Annotated in this window: 18 protein-coding genes, 1 rRNA gene and 1 pseudogene; 6 read left to right on the top strand and 14 right to left on the bottom strand. The window is 52.9% G+C overall.

Annotation, left to right across the window (positions count from 1 at the left end; all coding sequences use genetic code 11):
• The first annotated feature begins 93 nt into the window (after positions 1 to 93).
• Positions 94 to 209, top strand: a 5S ribosomal RNA gene (gene rrf / locus ABLV75_RS18705).
• A gap of 234 nt (positions 210 to 443) precedes the next feature.
• Here the strand turns inward: rrf and ABLV75_RS18710 are convergent.
• The 3 genes from ABLV75_RS18710 to ABLV75_RS18720 all read right to left on the bottom strand — a co-directional run bounded on the left by ABLV75_RS18710 (position 444) and on the right by ABLV75_RS18720 (position 5,210).
• Positions 444 to 665, bottom strand: coding sequence for a membrane protein (locus ABLV75_RS18710; protein WP_004106283.1), 222 nt, complete (start codon positions 663 to 665; stop codon positions 444 to 446).
• Positions 666 to 946: 281 nt separating this feature from the next.
• Complete coding sequence (locus tag ABLV75_RS18715) at positions 947 to 4,057, bottom strand: efflux RND transporter permease subunit (protein WP_004106281.1); 3,111 nt, start codon at positions 4,055 to 4,057, stop codon at positions 947 to 949.
• A gap of 13 nt (positions 4,058 to 4,070) precedes the next feature.
• Entirely contained in the window at positions 4,071 to 5,210 is a 1,140-nt protein-coding gene (locus ABLV75_RS18720) for an efflux RND transporter periplasmic adaptor subunit (RefSeq protein ID WP_004106280.1), read from the bottom strand.
• Positions 5,211 to 5,588: 378 nt separating this feature from the next.
• Between ABLV75_RS18720 and envR the strand changes: the two genes are divergently transcribed.
• Entirely contained in the window at positions 5,589 to 6,230 is a 642-nt protein-coding gene (gene envR, locus ABLV75_RS18725; RefSeq protein ID WP_004106278.1) for an acrEF/envCD operon transcriptional regulator, read from the top strand.
• Positions 6,231 to 6,303: 73 nt separating this feature from the next.
• Here envR and fis read toward each other — a convergent pair whose 3' ends face one another.
• The 11 genes and pseudogenes from fis to ABLV75_RS18780 all read right to left on the bottom strand — a co-directional run bounded on the left by fis (position 6,304) and on the right by ABLV75_RS18780 (position 16,365).
• A complete protein-coding gene (gene fis / locus ABLV75_RS18730; RefSeq protein WP_000462905.1) occupies positions 6,304 to 6,600 on the bottom strand; it encodes a DNA-binding transcriptional regulator Fis in 297 nt (98 codons plus the stop codon).
• Positions 6,582 to 7,590, bottom strand: a pseudogene (gene dusB, locus ABLV75_RS18735) (tRNA dihydrouridine synthase DusB). The gene fis and the pseudogene dusB overlap by 19 nt, the downstream one beginning before the upstream one ends.
• Before the next feature lie 328 nt (positions 7,591 to 7,918).
• Positions 7,919 to 8,659 carry a carbonic anhydrase family protein gene (locus tag ABLV75_RS18740; RefSeq protein WP_004106274.1) on the bottom strand — a complete coding sequence of 247 codons (741 nt, stop codon included), beginning with the start codon at positions 8,657 to 8,659 and terminating at the stop codon, positions 7,919 to 7,921.
• A 138-nt stretch (positions 8,660 to 8,797) separates the two neighbouring features.
• Entirely contained in the window at positions 8,798 to 9,679 is an 882-nt protein-coding gene (gene prmA, locus ABLV75_RS18745) for a 50S ribosomal protein L11 methyltransferase (RefSeq protein ID WP_004106272.1), read from the bottom strand.
• Positions 9,680 to 9,690: 11 nt separating this feature from the next.
• Complete coding sequence (panF, locus tag ABLV75_RS18750; protein WP_004106270.1) at positions 9,691 to 11,142, bottom strand: sodium/pantothenate symporter; 1,452 nt, start codon at positions 11,140 to 11,142, stop codon at positions 9,691 to 9,693.
• A complete protein-coding gene (locus ABLV75_RS18755) occupies positions 11,132 to 11,374 on the bottom strand; it encodes a YhdT family protein (RefSeq protein ID WP_004106269.1) in 243 nt (80 codons plus the stop codon). Before ABLV75_RS18755 ends, panF begins: the two co-directional genes overlap by 11 nt.
• 110 nt (positions 11,375 to 11,484) lie before the next feature.
• Positions 11,485 to 12,834, bottom strand: a complete 1,350-nt coding sequence (gene accC / locus ABLV75_RS18760) for an acetyl-CoA carboxylase biotin carboxylase subunit (RefSeq protein ID WP_004106267.1) — start codon at positions 12,832 to 12,834, stop codon at positions 11,485 to 11,487.
• Positions 12,835 to 12,844: 10 nt separating this feature from the next.
• Positions 12,845 to 13,318, bottom strand: coding sequence for an acetyl-CoA carboxylase biotin carboxyl carrier protein (gene accB / locus ABLV75_RS18765; RefSeq protein WP_004106265.1), 474 nt, complete (start codon positions 13,316 to 13,318; stop codon positions 12,845 to 12,847).
• Positions 13,319 to 13,711: 393 nt separating this feature from the next.
• The gene (gene msrQ, locus ABLV75_RS18770) at positions 13,712 to 14,311 is read right to left on the bottom strand and encodes a protein-methionine-sulfoxide reductase heme-binding subunit MsrQ (protein ID WP_004106263.1); all 600 of its coding nucleotides are present in this window, start codon (positions 14,309 to 14,311) and stop codon (positions 13,712 to 13,714) included.
• Positions 14,311 to 15,312: a protein-methionine-sulfoxide reductase catalytic subunit MsrP gene (msrP, locus tag ABLV75_RS18775; protein WP_004106261.1), complete on the bottom strand. Its 1,002-nt coding sequence runs from the start codon at positions 15,310 to 15,312 to the stop codon at positions 14,311 to 14,313. Before msrP ends, msrQ begins: the two co-directional genes overlap by 1 nt.
• A 78-nt stretch (positions 15,313 to 15,390) precedes the next feature.
• The gene (locus ABLV75_RS18780; protein ID WP_004106258.1) at positions 15,391 to 16,365 is read right to left on the bottom strand and encodes an MDR family oxidoreductase; all 975 of its coding nucleotides are present in this window, start codon (positions 16,363 to 16,365) and stop codon (positions 15,391 to 15,393) included.
• Between the two features lie 219 nt (positions 16,366 to 16,584).
• Between ABLV75_RS18780 and csrD the strand changes: the two genes are divergently transcribed.
• From csrD to mreD, 4 genes are all read left to right on the top strand, one after another.
• Positions 16,585 to 18,525: an RNase E specificity factor CsrD gene (gene csrD / locus ABLV75_RS18785; RefSeq protein WP_026055898.1), complete on the top strand. Its 1,941-nt coding sequence runs from the start codon at positions 16,585 to 16,587 to the stop codon at positions 18,523 to 18,525.
• A 305-nt stretch (positions 18,526 to 18,830) separates the two neighbouring features.
• Positions 18,831 to 19,874 carry a rod shape-determining protein MreB gene (gene mreB / locus ABLV75_RS18790; RefSeq protein WP_002918653.1) on the top strand — a complete coding sequence of 348 codons (1,044 nt, stop codon included), beginning with the start codon at positions 18,831 to 18,833 and terminating at the stop codon, positions 19,872 to 19,874.
• Between the two features lie 70 nt (positions 19,875 to 19,944).
• Positions 19,945 to 20,931 carry a rod shape-determining protein MreC gene (gene mreC, locus ABLV75_RS18795; RefSeq protein ID WP_004106252.1) on the top strand — a complete coding sequence of 329 codons (987 nt, stop codon included), beginning with the start codon at positions 19,945 to 19,947 and terminating at the stop codon, positions 20,929 to 20,931.
• Entirely contained in the window at positions 20,931 to 21,419 is a 489-nt protein-coding gene (gene mreD / locus ABLV75_RS18800) for a rod shape-determining protein MreD (protein WP_004106250.1), read from the top strand. The genes mreC and mreD overlap by 1 nt, the downstream gene beginning before the upstream one ends.

Here is a 21,419-nt window from a genome sequence, read left to right on the forward strand (position 1 = left end):
GAGCGCACCCTTGGTAAGGGTGAGGTCCCCAGTTCGACTCTGGGTATCAGCACCAGTTTTTAGGTTAAAGTTCGGCGATTTGAAAAGAATTTGCCTGGCAACGATAGCGCGGTGGTCCCACCTGACCCCATGCCGAACTCAGAAGTGAAACGCCGTAGCGCCGATGGTAGTGTGGGGTCTCCCCATGTGAGAGTAGGGCATTGCCAGGCATCAAACAAGTAAAAAGCCCATCCGTCAGGATGGGCTTTTTGCGTTTTCGCTCCTGCGTAAATATCCTTTTTCCTGGCTGGTAATGGCAATTTATCCGTTTGACGTTATCTGAGGGGAGGGGCTTTGCCCGGCCTTTAGTCGCGGGTGATACCGTTAAGCATCGCGGAACTTACCTTCGGGGAAGCGGTACCGGATAACCCTCCGGTACCTTTTATGGCAGAGAAGAGAAGGCGTTAACGGGTTAAAGCTACAATACCGAGCGTCAGGCCAGCTACCGCGGCTGCGCCGCCGGCAATCGCGCCAGCGGTTTCCCAGTTATCCTGAGTTGTTCCTTTCACACAAGTATTGGTATGGACGAGTCTACCTTCAGAGTCATAAACCGGTACGCACGGAGAGTCATGTGCACAGCCGGCAAGTAGCGTAGCCAGCAATGCCACTATAATAAATTTGTTCATGATGTTACCTCTAAATAATCCGCTTCGCTGTAGTGGCGAACCCACGTACATACGGAACAGCTTATTTTATCATCAGAAATATAGTTGGCCGCCAGAGTAAATAATCTCAATTTATGACTAACGTAAATATTATTAAGAAAGACAGATGATTATGAGTAAATAATGTGGGTTGCGGGGCGAGGGTAGGTTAAAGAATAATAAATATATTTAATATCAGTGAGATAGGTATTTATTTTTCAGGCAAGAAAAAAGGCACCGGATGGGTGCCCTGGAAAGAATATTTAGTCTATGTGCCTGGTAAAGCGCCGCCTTACTACCACAAAGAAGACCGGGACAAAGAATATAGCCAGCAATGTTGCCGTCAACATTCCGCCCATAACTCCGGTACCTACTGCATTTTGAGCTCCGCTGCCTGCGCCATGGCTAATAACCAGAGGCAGAACACCCAAAATAAAAGCAAGGGAAGTCATCAGGATAGGACGTAGACGCATACGGGATGCTTCCAGTGTGGCTTCGATAATGCCCTTGCCTTCTTTATCCATCAGGTCTTTGGCAAACTCAACGATAAGAATCGCGTTTTTCGCAGAGAGGCCAATAGTGGTTAATAAACCTACCTGGAAATAAACGTCATTATTAAGCCCGCGTAACGACGCCGCGAGTAATGCTCCAACAACGCCTAATGGTACGACGAGCATGACAGAGAAGGGAATCGACCAGCTTTCATAAAGCGCCGCAAGACACAGAAAGACGACAATCAGCGAAATGGCATACAGGGCTGGCGCCTGATTACCCGATAAACGTTCTTGATAGGACATTCCCGTCCAGTCGTAACCAATACCGGCAGGAAGCTTGCTGGCTAGCTGTTCCATTAAAATCATCGCATCACCGGTACTTTTCCCCGGCGCCGCTTCCCCCAAAACTTCCATAGAGGGTAAACCATTGTAGCGCTCCAGGCGCGGTGAACCATAAACCCAGCGCGAGGTCACGAATGCGGAGAACGGGACCATCTCGCCGTTCGCGCTGCGAACGTACATATTATTGATATCGCTCGGCAGCATACGGAATTTAGCATCGGCCTGAACGTAGACTTTTTTCACGCGTCCATGGTCAATAAAGTCGTTAACGTAGTAGCCCCCTAGCGCCGCGGAAATGGTCTCATTGATATCGGATAGCGAAATACCCAGAGCCTGAGCTTTCTCCTGATCGACATCAAGCTTGAATTGCGGCGTGTCTTCGAGCCCGTTGGGGCGAACGCGTACCAGCTGGTCAGGGTATTCTCTCACCATACCCAGAAGTTGATTACGGGCCTGGGTTAATGCGCTATGGCCCAGGTTACCCTGATCGATAAGCTCAAAATCAAAACCGGTAGCCGTACCCAGCTCGATAATTGCCGGCAGGTTGAAAGGAAAGACCATAGCATCTTTAATCTGACTAAAGGCAACGGTAGCCCGTTTGATGATTGCCTCAACGCCATTCTCTGCGCCGCTGCGCTCTTCCCATGGCTTCAGGCTGACAAACGCCATACCGGAGTTTTGGCCCTGGCCGCTAAAGCTAAAGCCGTTAACGGTAAAGACGCTTTCAACGTTCGCCTTCTCTTTATGCAGATAGTAATCGGTAACCGTATCAAGAACCTTCTGCGTGCGTTCCTGCGTTGCGCCTGAAGGGAGCTGGATCATGGTCATAAATACCCCCTGATCCTCATCCGGCAAGAAAGAGGTGGGCAGGCGCATAAACAATACCGCCATACCCACAACGATTAGCAAATAGATGATTAGATAGCGCCCGGTACAGCGCAGGATCCCACTCACGCTGTTGGTGTAGTGATTTACGCTACGATCGAATTTCGCATTAAACCAGCCAAAAAATCCTTTTTTCTCATGATGATCGGCTGATGCGGGTTTCAGTAAGGTGGCACAAAGCGCTGGGGTCAGGATCAGCGCCACCAGTACGGACAGCGCCATCGCGGAGACGATGGTGATAGAAAACTGCCGATAAATCGCCCCCGTAGAGCCGCCAAAGAAGGCCATGGGGACAAACACCGCCGATAGCACCATGGCAATACCCACCAATGCCCCCTGGATTTGCGACATCGATTTTTCCGTCGCCTCTTTTGGGGAGAGCTTCTCTTCTACCATCACGCGTTCGACGTTTTCCACTACCACGATAGCATCGTCGACCAGCAGGCCTATTGCCAGCACCATGCCAAACATCGTTAGTGTATTGATGGAGTAACCGAATGTTGCCAGCACGGCAAAGGTGCCAAGCAGAACGACCGGAACCGCGATAGTGGGGATCAGAGTAGCCCGGATATTCTGTAAGAACAGATACATCACAAGGAAGACGAGGATGATGGCTTCAAATAGCGTCTTCACCACCTCGTGGATAGAGATTTTCACAAACGGCGTGGTGTCGTAAGGATAGACGACCTTCATCCCCTGTGGGAAGTACGGCTGCAGTTCGGCAAGCTTCGCTTTTATCGCCGCGGCGGTATCAAGGGCATTAGCGCCGGTCGCAAGTTTAATTCCCAGGCCTGAAGCTGGCTTGCCATTGATTCTTGCGACGACGTTATAGTTTTCTCCGCCCAGCTCAATGCGTGCCACATCTTTCAGATGCACGACTGACCCGTCGGCGTTCACTCGCAGAGTTACTTTGCCAAATTCTGCGGGGTCCTTCAGTCGCGTCTGGGCAATGATGGATGCATTTAGCTGCTGGCCTTTAAGGGCCGGAGTGCCGCCAAGCTGCCCTGCAGCAATCTGATCGTTTTGGATTTTAAGCTGGTTAATGACGTCAACAGGCGTCAAATTGTACTTATTCAGCAGGTTTCCATCCAGCCAGATGCGCATTGCATACTGTGCGCCGAAGAGCTGTACATCACCCACGCCGTTAAGGCGGCTGATAGTATCTTTGACGTTCGAGGCCACATAGTCAGAGATATCATCCTGAGTGGTGCTGGGGTTATCGGAGATGAAACCAGCGACCATTAAGAAGCTACTGCTTGATTTCTCGACGCTAATCCCCTGCTGCTGTACTTCCTGAGGCAGTAGCGGCGTTGCCAGCTGGAGTTTATTCTGTACCTGAACTTGCGCAATATCCGGATCCGTACCCGAGGTAAAGGTCAGCGTAATGGTCACGCCGCCGGCGGAATCGCTGGTTGAGGACATATACATCAGGTTATCAATACCGTTCATGTTCTGTTCGATAACCTGAGTCACCGTATCCTGTACGGTTTGGGCATCCGCGCCAGGGTAGGTGGCGGAGATAGCGACCGCAGGCGGTGCGATGGTCGGGTATTGTGCTATCGGGAGCTGCATAATCGCGAGGCCGCCGGCAATCATCATGATGATTGCCAGCACCCAGGCGAAAACCGGGCGATGGATAAAAAACTTAGACATAGGGATTCGTACCTTATTGCGCGACAGTCGTCGCGGTATCCTCTTCGGCCTTCACCGTGACGCCGGGACGCACTTTCTGCAGACCGCTGACAATGACCTTTTCACCGGCTTTCAGACCGCTCGTGATTAACCACTTATCGCCAATCGCCTGCGAGGCGGTGACTGGCCGCGTTTCAACCTGGTTTTTGTCATTGACGAGCATCACGCTGGCATCACCGCGCGGCGTACGGGTTACCCCCTGCTGAGGAACGAGAATAGCGTCTGGTGAAATACCTTCGTCGATGCGAGCGCGAACAAACATTCCTGGCAGCAGAGTATGCTGTGGGTTGGGGAAGATTGCGCGCAGCGTAATAGAGCCGGTGCTCTCATCTACCGTAACATCGGAGAACTGCAGGGTGCCCCGCAGCGCATAAGGTTGACCGTTTTCCATAATCAGCTGCACGCTTTTAGTGCCACTGCCCTGCTGCAGACTCTCCTGCTTCAGGCGCATGAAATCATTACTGGACTCGGTAACATCAACATAAATAGGATCGAGCTGCTGTATCGTCGCCATTGCATCAGCCTGACCATTTGTCACCAGTGCGCCTTCGGTTACGCTGGATTTGCCGATGCGACCGCCGATAGGTGAAGTCACTTTGGTGTACGCCAAATCAATGCGCGCGCTTTCAACGGCGGCTTTTGTTGCGATAACATCGGCATCCGCCTGGCGGGCCGTCGCTACTGCCTGATCGTATTCCTGCTGACTGATATATTTTGTGCCGAGAAGAGGCGCATAACGTTTGACCGTTAAATGGGCGATAGCCGCTGCGGCCTCTGCTTTCGCTTCATCACCCTTTGCGCTGTTATAAGCTGCCTGATAGGTCGCCGGATCGATTTGATAGAGAGACTGTCCAGCGGCGACATCGCTACCTTCGACAAAGTTACGATGCAGGATAATGCCGCTAACCTGCGGGCGAACTTCCGCTACGCGGTAAGCTGATGTCCGGCCAGGTAGCTCCGTGGTCACGGACAGCGGCGCGCTGTTCACCACATAAACGGAGACCTGAGGTATCTGCGCATGCGGTTGCCGATCGCCTGAATCATCACAGCCGCTGAGCAGGAGGGCCGGGATGATGAGGCTGGATAAAAGTGTAACCCTGACGTGACGTGTCATTGCTGTTCCTTATAGATTTTGAGCCAGGCTTGGCCACGAATCTGTGCAAGAAATAATGAATTAAAATGCGGTTTGGTATCCTACAAATAAAAAACGGTGGATGTAAGAAATAGTTATTTTTTAGCCATCAGCAAGGCACGCAAAAACAAAATATCGGTGATTATGTTTTGAGAATGATCTCAATTTAAAATTTGCTTACACTGATATTTAATCGGTGAATAAATTTCTTTTAATTATTCTTGTGGTGTATTTATTTGCATTTCACTTGAGATTTAACTTATCTGTATTTTTGCTAAACAATATTCATTGTCAGATGTTAGGTTTATACGTATTCACTTATTTCCCACACTCTTAATCTGGCGTAGAGCGGAGCACCGTATGCCTAGAAGAACGAAAGAAGATGCGTTAAAGACGCGGCAGCTTTTGATTGAGTCAGCCATTCAACAGTTTGCCCTACGCGGCGTGACCGGTACAACGTTAGCCGATATCGCTGATGCTGCTGGCGTGACGCGGGGAGCAGTCTACTGGCACTTTTCCAGCAAAGCGGAACTCTTTAATGAAATGTGGCAACAGCAGCTTCCGTTACGTGATCTGCTTAAACATGAATTTACCTCTTCACACGCTCAGGACCCGCTCAGCAGGCTACGAGAAAAATTTATTATCGGTCTGCAATATATCGCCATTAATCCCCGTCAACGTGCGCTAATGCAAATTCTGTATCAGAAGTGTGAGTTTTCCAGCGAGATGATATCCGAGGCTGAGATTCGCAAAAAAATTGGTTTTAGCTATCCCGTTATTCGCAGTGTTTTACAGCTCTGCATTCGTAACGGATTATTACCAGAGGAAACCAACGTTGAAATTTCATTAATTGTATTACATAGCGCATTTGTCGGTATTATTAAAAACTGGCTCGTAGAGCCCGGAAAATTCGACCTGTATCATCAGGCTCCCGCTTTGGTTGATAATATTATGTCGGTCCTTTGCGGAACCCGCGGGCTACAGGCGATAGTCAATCATTAAAACGGATGCAATAAAAAAGGCGCTTCCCCATGCCGAAGAGCGCCTTTTATATCAAACACTTAACTGATTAGTATCAGTTCATGCCGTATTTTTTCAGCTTTTTACGCAGAGTACCACGGTTGATGCCCATCATCAGGGCAGCACGGGTCTGGTTACCGCGGGTGTATTGCATCACCATGTCCAACAGGGGCTGTTCTACTTCAGCCAGTACCAGCTCATACAGGTCATTAACATCCTGACCGTTCAGTTGAGCAAAATAGTTCTTCAGTGCCTGTTTAACCGAGTCACGCAGGGGCTTTTGAGTTACCTGATCCTGAGAGTTAACGGTAGAAACGGTCAGTACGTCAGAATTTACGCGTTGTTCGAACATAGTTCTGTCAGCTCTTTATTTCTATTACGCAAAATTTTCGAAGTATGCCTCCAACGCCTCCAGCTGTTCGCTGGAATCTTCTATGGCGTTGAATGTGCGCCGAAACTGGTCATCTGGAGCGTGTTCCTGCAGATACCAGGATACGTGTTTGCGTGCGATTCGGTACCCTTTTGCGTGGCCGTAAAAGCCATGCAGTTCCCGAACGTGTGCACAAAGCAAGCGCTTAACCTCTGCCAGGGGCAGCGGGGGCAGCAGCTCTCCAGTGTCCAGATAGTGCTGGATTTCCCGAAAGATCCAGGGTCTTCCCTGAGCCGCACGGCCTATCATAAGGGCATCAGCCCCCGTATAGTCGAGCACGGCTCTGGCTTTAAGCGGGTCAGTAATGTCGCCATTCGCGATAACCGGAATGGAAACTTTCTGCTTAACTGCCCGAATACTGTCGTACTCAGCGTCTCCGTTAAACAAGCAGGCGCGGGTGCGTCCGTGAATAGTCAGAGCCTGAATGCCACATTCTTCAGCCAGTTGGGCAATTTCTACACAGTTACGGTGTTCCGGTTCCCAACCGGTGCGAATCTTGAGAGTTACGGGAACGTCCACTGCTTTGACGACCGCCGTCAGGATCGACTTCACCTGGTCGGGGTACTGCAAGAGGGCTGAACCTGCAAGCTTACGATTCACTTTTTTAGCCGGACACCCCATATTGATATCAATAATTTGGGCGCCGCTTTCCACGTTAATACGGGCGGCTGCAGCCATCTCTTCCGGCACGCTGCCGGCGATTTGCACGGTACGAATACCGGGCTCATCAACGTGCACCATCCGTAAGCGGGACTTGTCGCTCTCCCAGACCTGCGGGTTGGAGGACATCATCTCGGATACGGTCAACCCTGCTCCCATCTCGTAACACAGCGTCCGGAATGGTCTGTCAGTAATGCCAGCCATAGGCGCTGCGATAAGTCGATTTCTGAGCTGGTAGTGTCCGATGCGCATGAGTTAAGAAATGACCATACTGTGACTGCAAGGCGGCGTATATTACGCATTTTTTGCACGAGATGAAAGGCCAAACTTTGAGCAATCCACTGAGGTGGATCAAAGAATCGCCGTCCAGGTCGATGCTCATGAATAATTAGCTTTATAAATCATTGCATTAAAAATATGTGATGAATTTATCTACACATATATTTTTGCATAACTTCTCATTTTTTCTTCCCGGCCCGGGGTGTGGACAAGATAATCTGCTGAATTAATCAGCAAATTATCTTGGCTTTATGTGAGTTAGCTCTCATTTCAGAACATGATCGTGAAGCGTATCTGATGTTTACTCAATGACGACGCGACCATTCAGCGGCTGCACCGGACGATTATTATCGTGATGCATGGTGTGGCTAAATTTTGCCAGCTGCGCGGCAGACAACGTTAGCGGATGCTTAAGGACAATCCAGGTTACCCCTTCAGAGCAGGGCGGAGTAGTCAGAGAGCCGCTGAATCGCCAGTATGTCTTGTCCGCAGGAAGCAGGGCGTTGAGGTCCATTTGCGTGCTGATCTTCGCATTCTGCTCCGCTTTTTCCGGCATAGTGGCCCACAGTTTGTTCAGCTCGCTATTTTCCGCCCCCTGGTCAAACATCACCGCTACGACAGTGATGGCTCCTTGAGCGTTGGTATGGACCAGGTGCATCTCCATCGCATAGTGCTTACCGTGAACGGTATTTTCGCTCGGGGCATGGAAATGGAACTGCTGAAGGGTAAATGGCGTACCGTCAATTGTAATGGTGTCCGCTGTGGTAGTTTTTAACCCGGCCTGAATGGTGTGACCATTGTTGATGAGCGTAATTGGGCCATCAATATAGTGGGTTTCCAGCGGTGACAGGTGCGCTTTGAACGTGGTATCGATGTTGATGGGAGATTGGTTCATGCCGCTCTGGCAGGTTTTGTACTCTTCACTGAGCGCTCCCCAGTGCTCCGGCGAACCTTCGCCTTCATAGCCCCAATGGGAAGCAAAAACCGTAATGGGCATCATGCTTAACACCAACAATGCCGCCTTGCCTAAAGATGTTTTCATATAATTCGTCCAATGAATAAGATGATGATTTTATTGGTAACTACAATATGTTACCGCATCATCTTATTCTTATTGGGCGAATGATTTTGTACAGAAAACGCGAAAAGTTGTGGCCTGCGATGAGGCCACAAGGAGAGATTACTTTTTAATACCGGTAATCCGGCACCACTCCTCTTTCTCCACGACGGGATCGAGATTAAAGAGGTCGGCGTATGCCTCACAAACGCTTTCCGCCTGGCTGGCAAGGATGCCGGAAAGCCCCAGCAGACCGCCTGTAACCGGCAGCACGCTGATAAGCGGGGCTAGCTCGCGTAATGGGCCAGCCAGAATGTTTGCGACCACGACATCGGCTTTCATCGCCTCTGGCTGATCTTTAGGCAGATACAGTTCCAGGCGTTCAGAGACCCCGTTGCGCTCGGCGTTATCGCGGCTGGCCTGAATTGCCTGCGGATCGATATCAATACCAATCGCTTTCGCTGCGCCCAGCTTTAAGGCCGCAATGGCCAGAATACCTGAGCCGCAGCCAAAATCGATGATCGTTTTGCCTGAGAGATCGAGTCCATCCAGCCATTCGAGACACATTGCCGTTGTGGGATGCGTACCGGTACCAAACGCCAGGCCCGGATCGAGCATCACGTTAACGGCGTTTTCATCCGGCACATCGCGCCAGCTCGGGCAGATCCACAGGCGTTTACCGAAGCACATAGGGTGGAAGTTATCCATCCATTCGCGCTCCCAGTCTTTATCTTCCAGTTGTTCGATTTTATGCACGAAACCGGCGCCCAGCAGCGGATGCTGCTCCAGAATCGCGACCACTTCTTGCATGTCTGTTTCAGCGTCAAACAGGCCGATAACATCAGTATCGCCCCACAGACGGGTCTCGCCCGGCAGAGGTTCGAATACCGGCGTGTCGTGCGTATCCTGGAAAGTAATGGAAACGGAACCCGCTTCCATCAGCGCATCGCTCAGTTCTTCCGCGTTCGCGCCGGTAGTGTTCAGTTTCAGTTGGATCCATGGCATGGCAAAACTCTTTATTTATCAGTAGTCAATACGGCGGCTTGCGGGGCGGAGGTTCCGAAGCGGTTTCCGACCAGGAAAGCCAATAAACTTAACAGTAACGAGGGCACTATCGGATGGAAGCCCAGGTACTGAAGATTAAAAGTGGCGAGTATGGCATAGAGTACGCCGCCGACGATCATCGCGCTCAATGCGCCTTTCGCGTTCGCTCGTTCCCAGTACAGGCCCAGCACCAGCGGCCATAAGAACACGGCCTCCAGGCCGCCGAACGCCAGCAGGTTGAGCCAGATAATCATCTCAGGCGGACGCCAGGCTGCCAGCAGCAGTAAAGCGCCCAACAGCAGGGTGATCGTTGCCGACATCCGCTTCAACCGGGTTTCATTTGTTATCTGCTCGGGGCGCAGATTCAGATACAGATCTTTAATGATCGTAGCGGAACTTTGCAGCAGTTGAGCGTTGATCGTCGACATAATGGCGGCCATTGGCGCAGCGAGGAAGATCCCGGCGGCAAATGGCGGCAATACTTTCACCATGAGGGTAGGGATGACCAGATCCGGCACCGTCAGATCCGGGATCACCGCGCGGCCGAGCGCTCCGGCAAGGTGCATACCAAACATCAGGATCGCGACGACTACTGTGCCAATGATAATTCCCCGGTGAACCGCTTTGCTGTCTTTATAGGAGATGCAGCGAACGGCGGTGTGCGGAAGGCCAATCACCCCGAAGCAGACCAGCACCCAAAAAGAGGTCATAAAGGTGGGAGAAAGAATATCATCAGCCCCCTGCGGAGAGACCAGCTTAGGATCGATAGTTTGCAGCGTTTCTACCGCATTATGTAGCCCGCCAGCCGCATGCACGACGCCAACCAGCAGAACAATCGTTCCTATCAGCATTACCATCCCCTGGAGGGTGTCATTGAGGACGCTGGCACGAAAACCGCCGAACGCGGTATAAAGTGCGATACTGACGCCAAAAATCAGCAGGCCGGTTTCGTAGGGGATGCCCGCCGCGGTTTCCAGCAGGCGCGCCCCGCCGATGAACTGCACCGTCATTGCCCCAACAAAAGCAACCAGTAGGCTCAGGCTCGCGAGCCAGACCAGCAGGCGGCTTTGATAGCGGGCAAAGAGCATATCGTTCAGCGTTACGGCATTATAACGTCGCGCCAGAATGGCGAATTTCTTACCCAAAATTCCCAGCGAGAGCCAGATAGCAGGAAGCTGGATCATCGCCAGCAGTACCCAGCCGAGACCATATTTATAGGCCGCGCCGGGGCCGCCTATAAACGAGCTTGCGCTGATATAGGTAGCCGTAAGCGTCATGGCTAATACAATGCCGCCCATCGAGCGGCTACCGAGGAAATACTCGTTCAGGAAGGAACCCGTTACGCGCTTACGCATCGCATAGATGGAGAGAGCAAACACCACCAGCAGGTAGGCGACAAGCGGCAGTATGACTTCAAGCTGCATCGTCATCCTCCAGAGGAATATCGCGATAAATCAGTTTTACCATTGCCCAGCACAGCAGGATAAACACCAGCGGTACCAGCAGGCAGGCCATTTCAAACCAGTGCGGCAGGCCGGTTATGCCAATACCGACGCCCGGCAAATAGGCGGCAGCCAGCCAGGCCGCAAGATAAAGAAGGGTTAGCCACAGCGCCCAGCGCGCCTCTTTATGGGCCTGAACAAAACGTTTGTCCATTTTTTGTCCCTTGAGGATGAAGAAAGCGGGGATTGTACCGCATGGAAAAGCGGAGAGGAGAGAAAAAGAAAAAAGGCCGGATTATCCGGCCTTTTGCAGCAGTAAGAGAATTACTTCTCCTGCAATCCGAGTTTTTTCTCCAGATAGTGGATATTGGTGCCACCATTCTGGAAATGTTCGTCGTTCATGATGCGGATCTGCAGATCTACGTTGGTTTTGATGCCATCGATAATCAGCTCCTGCAGCGCATTTTTCATGCGGGCAATCGCGACATCACGGTTTTCACCATAGCAGATCAGCTTGCCGATCATTGAGTCATAGTACGGAGGTACGGTGTAGCCTGCGTAGATATGAGACTCCCAGCGTACGCCAAAACCGCCCGGCGCGTGGAAGCGGGTAATTTTACCCGGGCTCGGCAGGAAGGTGTTCGGGTCTTCAGCGTTGATACGGCATTCCACCGCATGGCCTTTAACCATAACTTCTTCCTGCTTGATGGACAGCGGCTGACCAGCAGCGATGCGCAGCTGTTCTTTAATCAGATCGACGCCGGTGATCATCTCGGTTACCGGGTGTTCTACCTGAATACGGGTATTCATTTCGATGAAATAGAACTCGCCGTTTTCGAACAGGAACTCAAAAGTACCCGCCCCGCGATAGCCGATATCGACGCACGCTTTGGAGCAACGCTCGCCGATATAGCGACGCAGTTCCGGAGTAATGCCCGGCGCCGGTGCCTCTTCGACGACCTTCTGGTGACGACGCTGCATGGAGCAGTCGCGCTCAGCCAGATAGATAGCGTTGCCCTGACCGTCAGCCAGTACCTGGATCTCGATGTGGCGAGGATTCTCCAGGTATTTCTCCATATACACCATGTCGTTGTTAAAAGCGGCTTTTGCTTCCGCTTTGGTCATGGAGATGGATTGAGCCAGCTCAGCATCGCTGCGCACGACGCGCATACCGCGACCGCCGCCGCCGCCGGAGGCTTTGATAATCACCGGGTAGCCAATGCGTTTGGCATGGGCGCGGTTAACGTCCATATCTTCACCCAGCGGGCCGTCAGAGCCCGGTACGGTTGGAACGCCCGCTTTCTTCATTGCGGTAATGGCAGAGACTTTGTCGCCCATCAGGCGAATAGTGTCTGCTTTCGGACCGATAAAGATAAAGCCGGAACGCTCAACCTGCTCAGCGAAGTTAGCGTTTTCGGACAGAAAACCATAACCCGGGTGAATAGCCACCGCGCCGGTGATTTCAGCTGCGCTAATGATAGCCGGGATATTGAGGTAACTTTTTACGGACGGAGCCGGGCCAATACAGACCGTCTCATCCGCTAACAATACGTGTTTTAAATCGCGATCCGCCGTTGAGTGCACAGCAACGGTCTTGATGCCCAGTTCTTTACAGGCACGCAGGATACGCAATGCAATCTCGCCGCGGTTGGCGATAACAATTTTATCCAGCATGTTCGCCTCGTTATTCGATGACGACCAGTGGCTCGTCAAATTCTACCGGTTGACCACTTTCGACCAGAATGGCTTTCACCACGCCGGATTTATCGGCTTCGATCTGGTTCATCATTTTCATGGCTTCAACGATGCACAGGGTATCGCCCGCGTTAACTTTCTGACCGATTTCGATGAAGGCTTTCGCGTCCGGGCTCGGGGTGCGGTAGAAAGTACCAACCATTGGGGAACGTACGATGTGACCACTGATTTCCGCTGCCGCAGGGGCTTCCATTGCTGGAGTGGCCGCAGTTGCGACTGCGTTAGACAGAGCCGGCTGTTGCTGCATCATCGGTGCGGCATAAGCCTGTTGCATCACCGGGAAACCTGCGTTTGGCGCGGCACGGCTAATGCGTACCGACTCTTCGCCTTCAGAAATTTCCAGTTCGGAGATACCTGATTCTTCAACCAGCTCGATCAGTTTTTTAATCTTACGAATATCCATGAGTGGGTTCCGTACTCTTTGTTTAGTGTGATTGTGACAGGCGTGTTAGCACCGTCTGTAAAGCATATGAATTACTGCTGATTCATGACGCCGCCATTGGGCATAAGTCGACAGGTTACGCTCCGGCTGCCCGAAAGCAAAAAGCGAAACTTACCGGCCAACATGCGGCCATCTTCTGCCATTCTCGGGTAAAAAACAAAATATACCTTCGATACGCGATTGTCACCTTTTCGGGACTCAAAAAGCCCGTAAGGAAAACCAAAGTCGCACATTATAACGATTTCGTAGCATTTGGCAGCTAAATACTGGTCTTATCAGGGAAGATTATCAACCGCTATCGTGTAAAGTGGGGCGGTTGATAAAAGAACTGCGGGAAACTGCACATATCCGGAATCAGCGCCACCACTGGCGAAACTTCTTGTATCGCCATGCTAAAAGCAGCAGTGCCAGCAGCGCATAAATGATCGGCTGCGGGGATAAAATCTTCACCGACCACAGGTAGTGAATCGGCGCAAGGATCGCGACAACATAGACGAAGTTATGTAATGTTTGCCAACGGCGGCCTAATTTCCGCTGCATCGCCTGGGTGGAGGTCGCCGCCAGCGCCAGCAGAATCAGCCAGCTGAGTAAACCCAGCGTCAGGTAAGGCCTGCTGATAACTTCTGAACCCAAAAGCGCCAGATTGTTAATCCCGAGTTCGAGCAGCGTATAGCTGGTTAAATGCAGCGTAGCCCAGGCAAAGCACCATAAGCCAAGTAAGCGCCGGGTGCGTATCAATAACGGCTGTTTAGCGTAGCGCGCTAGCGGCGAAACAAGCAAGGTAGCCAGCAGGAATTTAAGAGCCATCCTACCGGTAAAGTGCTGAATATCCTTTGCCGGGTCGGCGCTGAAATAGCCCTGCTGCCCGGCCCAGAACAGCCAGACAACGGGCAAAAAGCCAGCCAGATGGAGAAGCACTTTCAGCCAGGTTATCTGCTTTACATTCAGGCGCACTAGTAGTTCTCCCGCAAATTCAGGCCCCGATAGAGCGACGCCACTTCTTCGGCATAGCCGTTGAACAGCAGCGTTGGCTGGCGTTTAACGTCGAGTACGCCGCCGGCGCCGATAAAACGCTCAGTCGCCTGCGACCAGCGGGGATGATCGACATGCGGATTAACGTTGGCGTAGAAGCCATACTCTTCGGGCCCGGCCAGATTCCAGGTGGTGGGCGGACGCTCACGGGTGAGCTCAATACTGACGATGGACTTAATCCCTTTGAAGCCGTACTTCCAGGGCACGGTGAGCCGAACCGGCGCACCGTTCTGCGGGGGCAGCGCCTTGCCATACACGCCCACGCTGAGCAGCGTCAGAGGATGCATTGCTTCATCGAGCCGCAGTCCTTCAACGTAGGGATACGCCAGACCGCCGCCGATAAAACGGTCCTTTTGACCCGGCATCTGCTCAGGAGCATAAAGCGTTTTAAATGCAACGTAGCGAGCATTGCTGGTGGGTTCGACCAGCGACAGCAGCTTATGGAGCGGGAAACCGACCCACGGAACCACCATCGACCAGGCTTCTACGCAGCGCATTCGATAAATTCGTTCTTCCAGCGGGAATCGGCTGGTCAGGTCGTCATGATCGAGCGTGAGCGGTTTTGCCACTTCGCCACCGATCGTCAGCGTCCAGGGATCGGTGCGCAGGCTGCCGGCATTCGCCGCCGGATCGGCTTTATCCAGACCGAACTCATAAAAGTTGTTGTAACCAGCAACTTTATCCTCCGGCGTGAGCGGCAGGTTATTTTGCCATTGCGCCGGTTTTTCGAACGTTAGCGCTTTGCCCGCCGGCGCCGGCGGGCGATCGTTGCCTTTAAACCAATCCAGCAGATCGGCTTGCGCGGAGGGGGTAAGGGAAAGGGCGGTCGCGCTGATGCCCAGCATTTTCAGGACCTGGCGACGTTGCAGCATAAAAACGGATTCTGCCGTAACGTCGGCTTCTGTCAGTTTTTTGGGTTTCATAGCATCCTCCGTCATGCGTTTTTTCTAAGCATGACGGAGGCGAGGCGTTATTGCGAATATGTCACGAAAAATTGCAGATTAGGCGATTTTAACCAGCGTGCGGCCCTGAATCTTATTGGTCATAATCTTTTCAGCAAACTCAGGGGCTTCGGCGAGGGTGATTTCGGTTGCGCTGTGCGCATAGAACGATTCCGGCAGATCGCGAACCAGCCTTTGCCAGGCTTCAGCCCGGCGGGCGGGCGGGGTCATCACCGAGTCAACGCCCTGCAGGCGTACATTGCGCAGAATAAACGGCATCACGGTGGTCGGCAGCGCAAATCCGCCAGCGAGGCCGCAGGCTGCAACGCAGCCGCCGTAGTTCATTTGCGCCAGTACTTTTGCCAGTACTTTATCGCCAACCGTGTCAACAGCGCCGGCCCACAGCTGCTTTTCCAGCGGGCGGGTTTCGGCGAACTCATCTCGGCCAAGGATGCGCTGCGCGCCGAGGGCTTTCAAATATTCATGGGTGCTTTCGCGCCCGGAAACCGCCGCTACCTTGTACCCCAGCTGATGCAGCAAAGCGACTGCGGTGCTGCCGACGCCGCCGCTGGCCCCGGTAACTACAATTTCGCCATCTTCAGGACGAATTCCGGCATCTTCCAGCGCCATCACGCACAGCATGGCGGTGAAGCCCGCGGTACCAATGGTCATGGCTTTACGCCCATTCAGTCCTTGAGGCATTGCTACCAGCCAGTCGCCTTTAACGCGAGCGCGTTCCGCCAGACCGCCCCAGTGGTTTTCGCCAACGCCCCATCCGGTGAGCAGCACCTGCTGGCCCGCATGAAAGCGAGGATCTTCGCTGCTGTGGACCGAACCGGCAAAATCGATGCCAGGAATCATCGGAAAGTTGCGGATGATTTTTCCTTTACCGGTGATCGCCAGCGCATCTTTATAGTTGAGGCTGGACCACTCGATATCCACTGTCACATCGCCCTGCGGCAGCTGGCTGGCGTCAATGGTTTGCACCGAAGAGAGAGTTTTGCCATCCTGCTGTTCTAAGATTAAAGCCTGCATGCGCCGGTCCTCGTAGGTTGGATGATTGGAAAAATTTTTCTGCAGACTATACTCGCTAACGGCATTATTACACCGATGTAACGCAATAAATTGCCAGATACGCCAGCTTTGGTAGTATGCGTCGCTCTTTAGAAAGTTAGTGCTTACTTTAGTTTAGGCGCCAGCACTGGAGCCCGGATGTTTATCGGGCACTCATTCACTCGCGGAGTTAACACAGGGATGCGATTAACGACGAAATTCTCAGCCTTTGTCACGTTACTCACCAGCCTGACTATCTTTGTCACGCTGATTGGCGCTTCGCTGAGTTTTTATAACGGTATTCAGATAAAAATGACCAACCGCGTTCAGGCAGTGGCGACGATGCTGGATAACCGCCTGGTCTCTATATCTTTTGACCAGTTAGAACCGCAGATGGATGAGCTGATGACGCCGGTCGAAGTCGTGCACGTTGATTTTCAGCTTAATGGCAAATCAGTCTATAGCCATTCCCGCAACGATAACTATCGTCCGTTAGGCAGCAGCAATCAGTTCCGTAGTATCACCGTGCCGTCGCTCAAGCACCCGGGCATGGTTATCCATCTGGTTTATCTGGATCCGATGGCCAATTATTTCCGCTCGCTGCACGTTACCGCGCCGCTTTCCATCGCCATTGGTTTCATGGTGCTGATTATCTTTTTTTCCGTGCGCTGGATCCGTCGTCAGCTGGCGGGCCAGGAGCTACTGGAGCTTCGCTCTGTGCGTATTCTTAACGGCGAACGCGGCCCGCAGGTGCGCGGGTCGGTACATGAATGGCCAGTCAACACCAGCAGTGCGTTAGATACGCTGCTATCAGAACTGCAGTTTGCCAGCGATCAGCGAAGCCGCATGGATACCCTGATTCGTTCTTACGTTGCGCAGGATTCAAAAACCGGGCTAAGTAACCGATTGTTCTTTGATAATCAGCTGTCGACGCTGCTTGAAGATCAGGAGAAGGTGGGGTCGTATGGTATTGTTATGATGATCCGCCTGCCGGATTTCGACCTGCTGCGCGATAACTGGGGGCGTACAGCGACTGAAGAGCATTACTTTACGCTGATCAACATGCTTTCCACCTTTATTATGCGTTATCCCGGCGCGCTGCTGGCCCGCTATCACCGAAGCGATTTTGCCGTTCTGCTCCCTCATCGCACGTTAAAAGAGGCGGATAGCATCGCCGGATTGCTATTGAAGGCTATGGATGCCCTGCCGCCAACGCGAATTCTCGATCGTGACGACATGATGCATATCGGGATCTGCGCCTTCCGTAGCGGACAAACGGCAGCCCAGGTGATGGAGCATGCGGAAGCGGCAACGCGCAATGCGGTATTGCAGGGTAGCAACAGCTGGGCCGTCTACGATGACTCTCTCCCGGAAAAGGGACGCGGCAACGTCCGCTGGCGCACGCTTATCGAGCAAATGCTCAGCCGCGGCGGACCGCGTCTCTACCAAAAACCTGCCGTAACGCGTGACGGTCGCGTACACCACCGCGAGCTAATGTGTCGTCTTTACGATGGCAAGGAAGAAGTTATCGCGGCGGAATATATGCCGATGGTACTGCAGTTCGGTCTGGCGGAAGAGTATGACCGCCTGCAAATCACCCGGTTGCTGCCGTTTTTAGGCTTCTGGCCGGAAGAAAATCTCGCGCTACAGGTGACGGTTGAGTCATTAATTCGCCCCCGCTTCCAGCGCTGGCTGCGCGATACTTTGATGCAATGCGAAAAATCGCAACGTCGGCGTATTATTTTTGAACTTGCAGAGGCGGATGTTTGTCAATATATCGGCCGCCTGCAGCCGGTTATGCGGTTGGTTAATGCTTTAGGTGTTCGAGTTGCCGTAGTTCAGGCTGGTCTGACGCTGGTTGGAACCAGCTGGATTAAGCAGCTCGACGTTGAGGTTATCAAGCTGCATTCGGGGTTATCGCGCAATATAGAAAAACGCAGTGAGAATCAGCTGCTGGTGCAGAGTCTGGTGGAAGCCTGTAAGGGAATGCCGGTTCAGGTTTTCGCAACCGGCGTGCTCAGCCGTAGCGAGTGGCAGGTGCTGTCTCAATGCGGTGTCACCGGCGGTCAGGGGGAATTTTTTGCCGCCTCACAGCCACTTGACACAAATGTGAAAAAATATTCGCAAAGATACTCTGTTTGATCTGCCGTTTAGCGTGATTTCACGTAGAATAATGCGCGCCATAGTGATGGGGGTGTGCTTGTCTACCTGCCGGATTGTCGCAATGTAAATGCCAGTGAATGACCTTTGACAGGTTGCAGATTCAAGCGCGGAGCGCTGCTGAAGATTTCGGCATCGGACGGACTCAGTCAAATTTGTAACAAAGGTAACGAACTGCACTAATTTTCACCGCAGCAGATGATTTTTGCGCCTTGTCGCTGCTGCGCGTGGTTGGTAAAGTAAGCGGATTTTGTTTTCCGCCCCAGCTTTCAGGATTATCCCTTAGTATGTTAAAAAAATTTCGTGGCATGTTTTCCAATGACCTGTCCATTGACCTGGGTACCGCGAATACCCTGATTTATGTAAAAGGACAAGGCATCGTATTGAATGAGCCTTCCGTGGTGGCCATTCGTCAGGATCGTGCCGGATCGCCGAAAAGCGTCGCAGCGGTGGGTCATGAAGCGAAGCAGATGCTTGGGCGTACACCGGGCAACATTGCAGCTATTCGCCCAATGAAAGACGGCGTTATTGCCGACTTCTTCGTTACCGAAAAAATGCTTCAGCACTTTATTAAACAGGTGCACAGCAACAGCTTTATGCGTCCGAGCCCGCGCGTGCTGGTGTGCGTGCCGGTTGGCGCGACTCAGGTTGAACGTCGCGCGATTCGTGAATCCGCACAGGGCGCTGGCGCCCGTGAAGTTTTCCTGATTGAAGAGCCGATGGCGGCTGCGATCGGCGCAGGCCTGCCGGTCTCCGAGGCAACCGGTTCGATGGTTGTGGATATCGGTGGCGGGACGACTGAAGTGGCGGTCATCTCCCTGAACGGCGTGGTCTACTCCTCTTCCGTACGTATCGGCGGCGACCGTTTTGACGAAGCGGTGATTAATTATGTGCGTCGTAACTATGGCTCCCTGATCGGCGAAGCGACCGCAGAACGTATCAAACACGAGATCGGTTCCGCTTATCCGGGTGATGAAGTTCGCGAAATCGAAGTTCGCGGGCGCAACCTTGCTGAAGGCGTACCACGCGGCTTTACGCTGAATTCCAATGAAATCCTCGAAGCGCTGCAGGAGCCGCTGACCGGCATCGTTAGCGCGGTGATGGTCGCGCTGGAGCAGTGCCCGCCGGAACTGGCTTCCGATATCTCCGAACGCGGTATGGTTCTGACCGGCGGCGGCGCGCTGCTGCGCAACCTTGACCGCCTGTTAATGGAAGAGACAGGAATTCCTGTCGTAGTTGCAGAAGATCCACTGACCTGCGTCGCTCGTGGCGGCGGCAAGGCACTGGAAATGATCGATATGCACGGCGGCGACTTGTTCAGCGAAGAGTAGTCAGCCTGAGATCCGGGTAGCTGGCTTACGGCTGCCCCGGTCTTAACTGACACGAGAATACGCATAGCCTATGAAGCCAATTTTTAGCCGTGGCCCGTCGCTACAGATTCGCCTTATTCTGGCGGTTTTGGTGGCGCTTGGCGTGATAATCGCCGACAGCCGCCTGGGTACGTTCAGCCAGATTCGAACGTACATGGATACTGCCGTCAGCCCTTTCTACTTTGTCTCTAATGGTCCCCGGGAACTGCTGGATAGCGTTTCGCAAACGTTGGCCACCCGCGACCAGCTCGAACTGGAAAACCGCGCGCTGCGCCAGGAACTGCTGTTAAAAAACAGCGATCTATTGATGCTGGGTCAGTATAAACAGGAGAACGCGCGTCTGCGCGAGCTGCTGGGCTCTCCGCTGCGTCAGGACGAGCAAAAAATGGTGACCCAGGTCATCTCAACGGTTAACGACCCATACAGCGATCAGGTTGTTATCGATAAAGGCAGCGTTAACGGCGTATATGAAGGTCAGCCGGTCATCAGCGATAAAGGCGTCGTCGGCCAGGTGGTCGCGGTGGCGAAGCTGACCAGCCGCGTGCTGCTGATTTGCGATGCCACTCATGCGTTACCGATTCAGGTGCTGCGTAACGATATTCGCGTGATTGCGGCAGGCAACGGTTGTACTGACGATCTGCAGCTGGAACATCTGCCGGCCAATACTGATATTCGCGTCGGCGACGTCCTTGTGACTTCGGGGCTCGGCGGCCGCTTCCCGGAAGGGTATCCGGTGGGCGTGGTCTCTTCCGTTAAGCTGGATACGCAGCGCGCGTACACGGTGATTCAGGCCCGTCCGACCGCCGGTCTGCAGCGCTTGCGCTATCTGCTGCTGCTGTGGGGCGCCGATCGCAACGGAGCTAATCCCATGACGCCGGAAGAGGTTCATCGCGTAGCGAACGAGCGCCTGATGCAGATGATGCCGCAGGTTCTGCCTGCGCCGGATGCGATGGGGCCGCAGATGCCGGCGCCAGCAACCGGTATGCCACAGCAGCCTCTGCCTGCAGGGGGGCAATAGTGGCAAGCTACCGTAGCCAGGGACGCTGGGTTATCTGGCTCTCGTTCCTTATTGCACTCTTGTTGCAGATTATGCCCTGGCCGGCGGACATTAGCGTTTACCGGCCAAACTGGGTATTTCTCATCCTGTTGTACTGGATTCTTGCGTTGCCCCATCGGGTTAACGTCGGCACAGGCTTTGTGATGGGCGCAATCCTCGATCTCATTAGCGGTTCGACGCTTGGCGTTCGCGCACTATCATTAAGTATTGTGGCTTATCTGGTCGCGCTGAAATATCAGCTGTTCCGCAATCTGGCGCTCTGGCAACAGGCGCTGGTGGTAGTCATGTTATCCCTCGCCGTGGATATCATTGTTTTCTGGGCAGAGTTTTTAGTGATCAACGTCTCTTTCCGCCCGGAAGTGTTCTGGAGTAGTGTAGTAAACGGTGTGCTCTGGCCATGGATTTTCCTGCTAATGCGTAAAGTGCGTCAGCAGTTTGCGGTGCAATAA

Source organism: Klebsiella sp. CN_Kp066, assembly GCF_040065135.1.
Lineage (GTDB): Bacteria > Pseudomonadota > Gammaproteobacteria > Enterobacterales > Enterobacteriaceae > Klebsiella > Klebsiella oxytoca.

What these genes read in the sequence shown, in the direction of transcription:
- ABLV75_RS18710 (WP_004106283.1), bottom strand. Translation starts at nt 665, where the DNA reads ATGAACAAATTTATTATAGTGGCATTGCTGGCTACGCTACTTGCCGGC.
- ABLV75_RS18715 (WP_004106281.1), bottom strand. Translation starts at nt 4,057, where the DNA reads ATGTCTAAGTTTTTTATCCATCGCCCGGTTTTCGCCTGGGTGCTGGCA.
- ABLV75_RS18720 (WP_004106280.1), bottom strand. Translation starts at nt 5,210, where the DNA reads ATGACACGTCACGTCAGGGTTACACTTTTATCCAGCCTCATCATCCCG.
- envR (WP_004106278.1), top strand. Translation starts at nt 5,589, where the DNA reads ATGCCTAGAAGAACGAAAGAAGATGCGTTAAAGACGCGGCAGCTTTTG.
- fis (WP_000462905.1), bottom strand. Translation starts at nt 6,600, where the DNA reads ATGTTCGAACAACGCGTAAATTCTGACGTACTGACCGTTTCTACCGTT.
- ABLV75_RS18740 (WP_004106274.1), bottom strand. Translation starts at nt 8,659, where the DNA reads ATGAAAACATCTTTAGGCAAGGCGGCATTGTTGGTGTTAAGCATGATG.
- prmA (WP_004106272.1), bottom strand. Translation starts at nt 9,679, where the DNA reads ATGCCATGGATCCAACTGAAACTGAACACTACCGGCGCGAACGCGGAA.
- panF (WP_004106270.1), bottom strand. Translation starts at nt 11,142, where the DNA reads ATGCAGCTTGAAGTCATACTGCCGCTTGTCGCCTACCTGCTGGTGGTG.
- ABLV75_RS18755 (WP_004106269.1), bottom strand. Translation starts at nt 11,374, where the DNA reads ATGGACAAACGTTTTGTTCAGGCCCATAAAGAGGCGCGCTGGGCGCTG.
- accC (WP_004106267.1), bottom strand. Translation starts at nt 12,834, where the DNA reads ATGCTGGATAAAATTGTTATCGCCAACCGCGGCGAGATTGCATTGCGT.
- accB (WP_004106265.1), bottom strand. Translation starts at nt 13,318, where the DNA reads ATGGATATTCGTAAGATTAAAAAACTGATCGAGCTGGTTGAAGAATCA.
- msrP (WP_004106261.1), bottom strand. Translation starts at nt 15,312, where the DNA reads ATGAAACCCAAAAAACTGACAGAAGCCGACGTTACGGCAGAATCCGTT.
- ABLV75_RS18780 (WP_004106258.1), bottom strand. Translation starts at nt 16,365, where the DNA reads ATGCAGGCTTTAATCTTAGAACAGCAGGATGGCAAAACTCTCTCTTCG.
- csrD (WP_026055898.1), top strand. Translation starts at nt 16,585, where the DNA reads ATGCGATTAACGACGAAATTCTCAGCCTTTGTCACGTTACTCACCAGC.
- mreB (WP_002918653.1), top strand. Translation starts at nt 18,831, where the DNA reads ATGTTAAAAAAATTTCGTGGCATGTTTTCCAATGACCTGTCCATTGAC.
- mreC (WP_004106252.1), top strand. Translation starts at nt 19,945, where the DNA reads ATGAAGCCAATTTTTAGCCGTGGCCCGTCGCTACAGATTCGCCTTATT.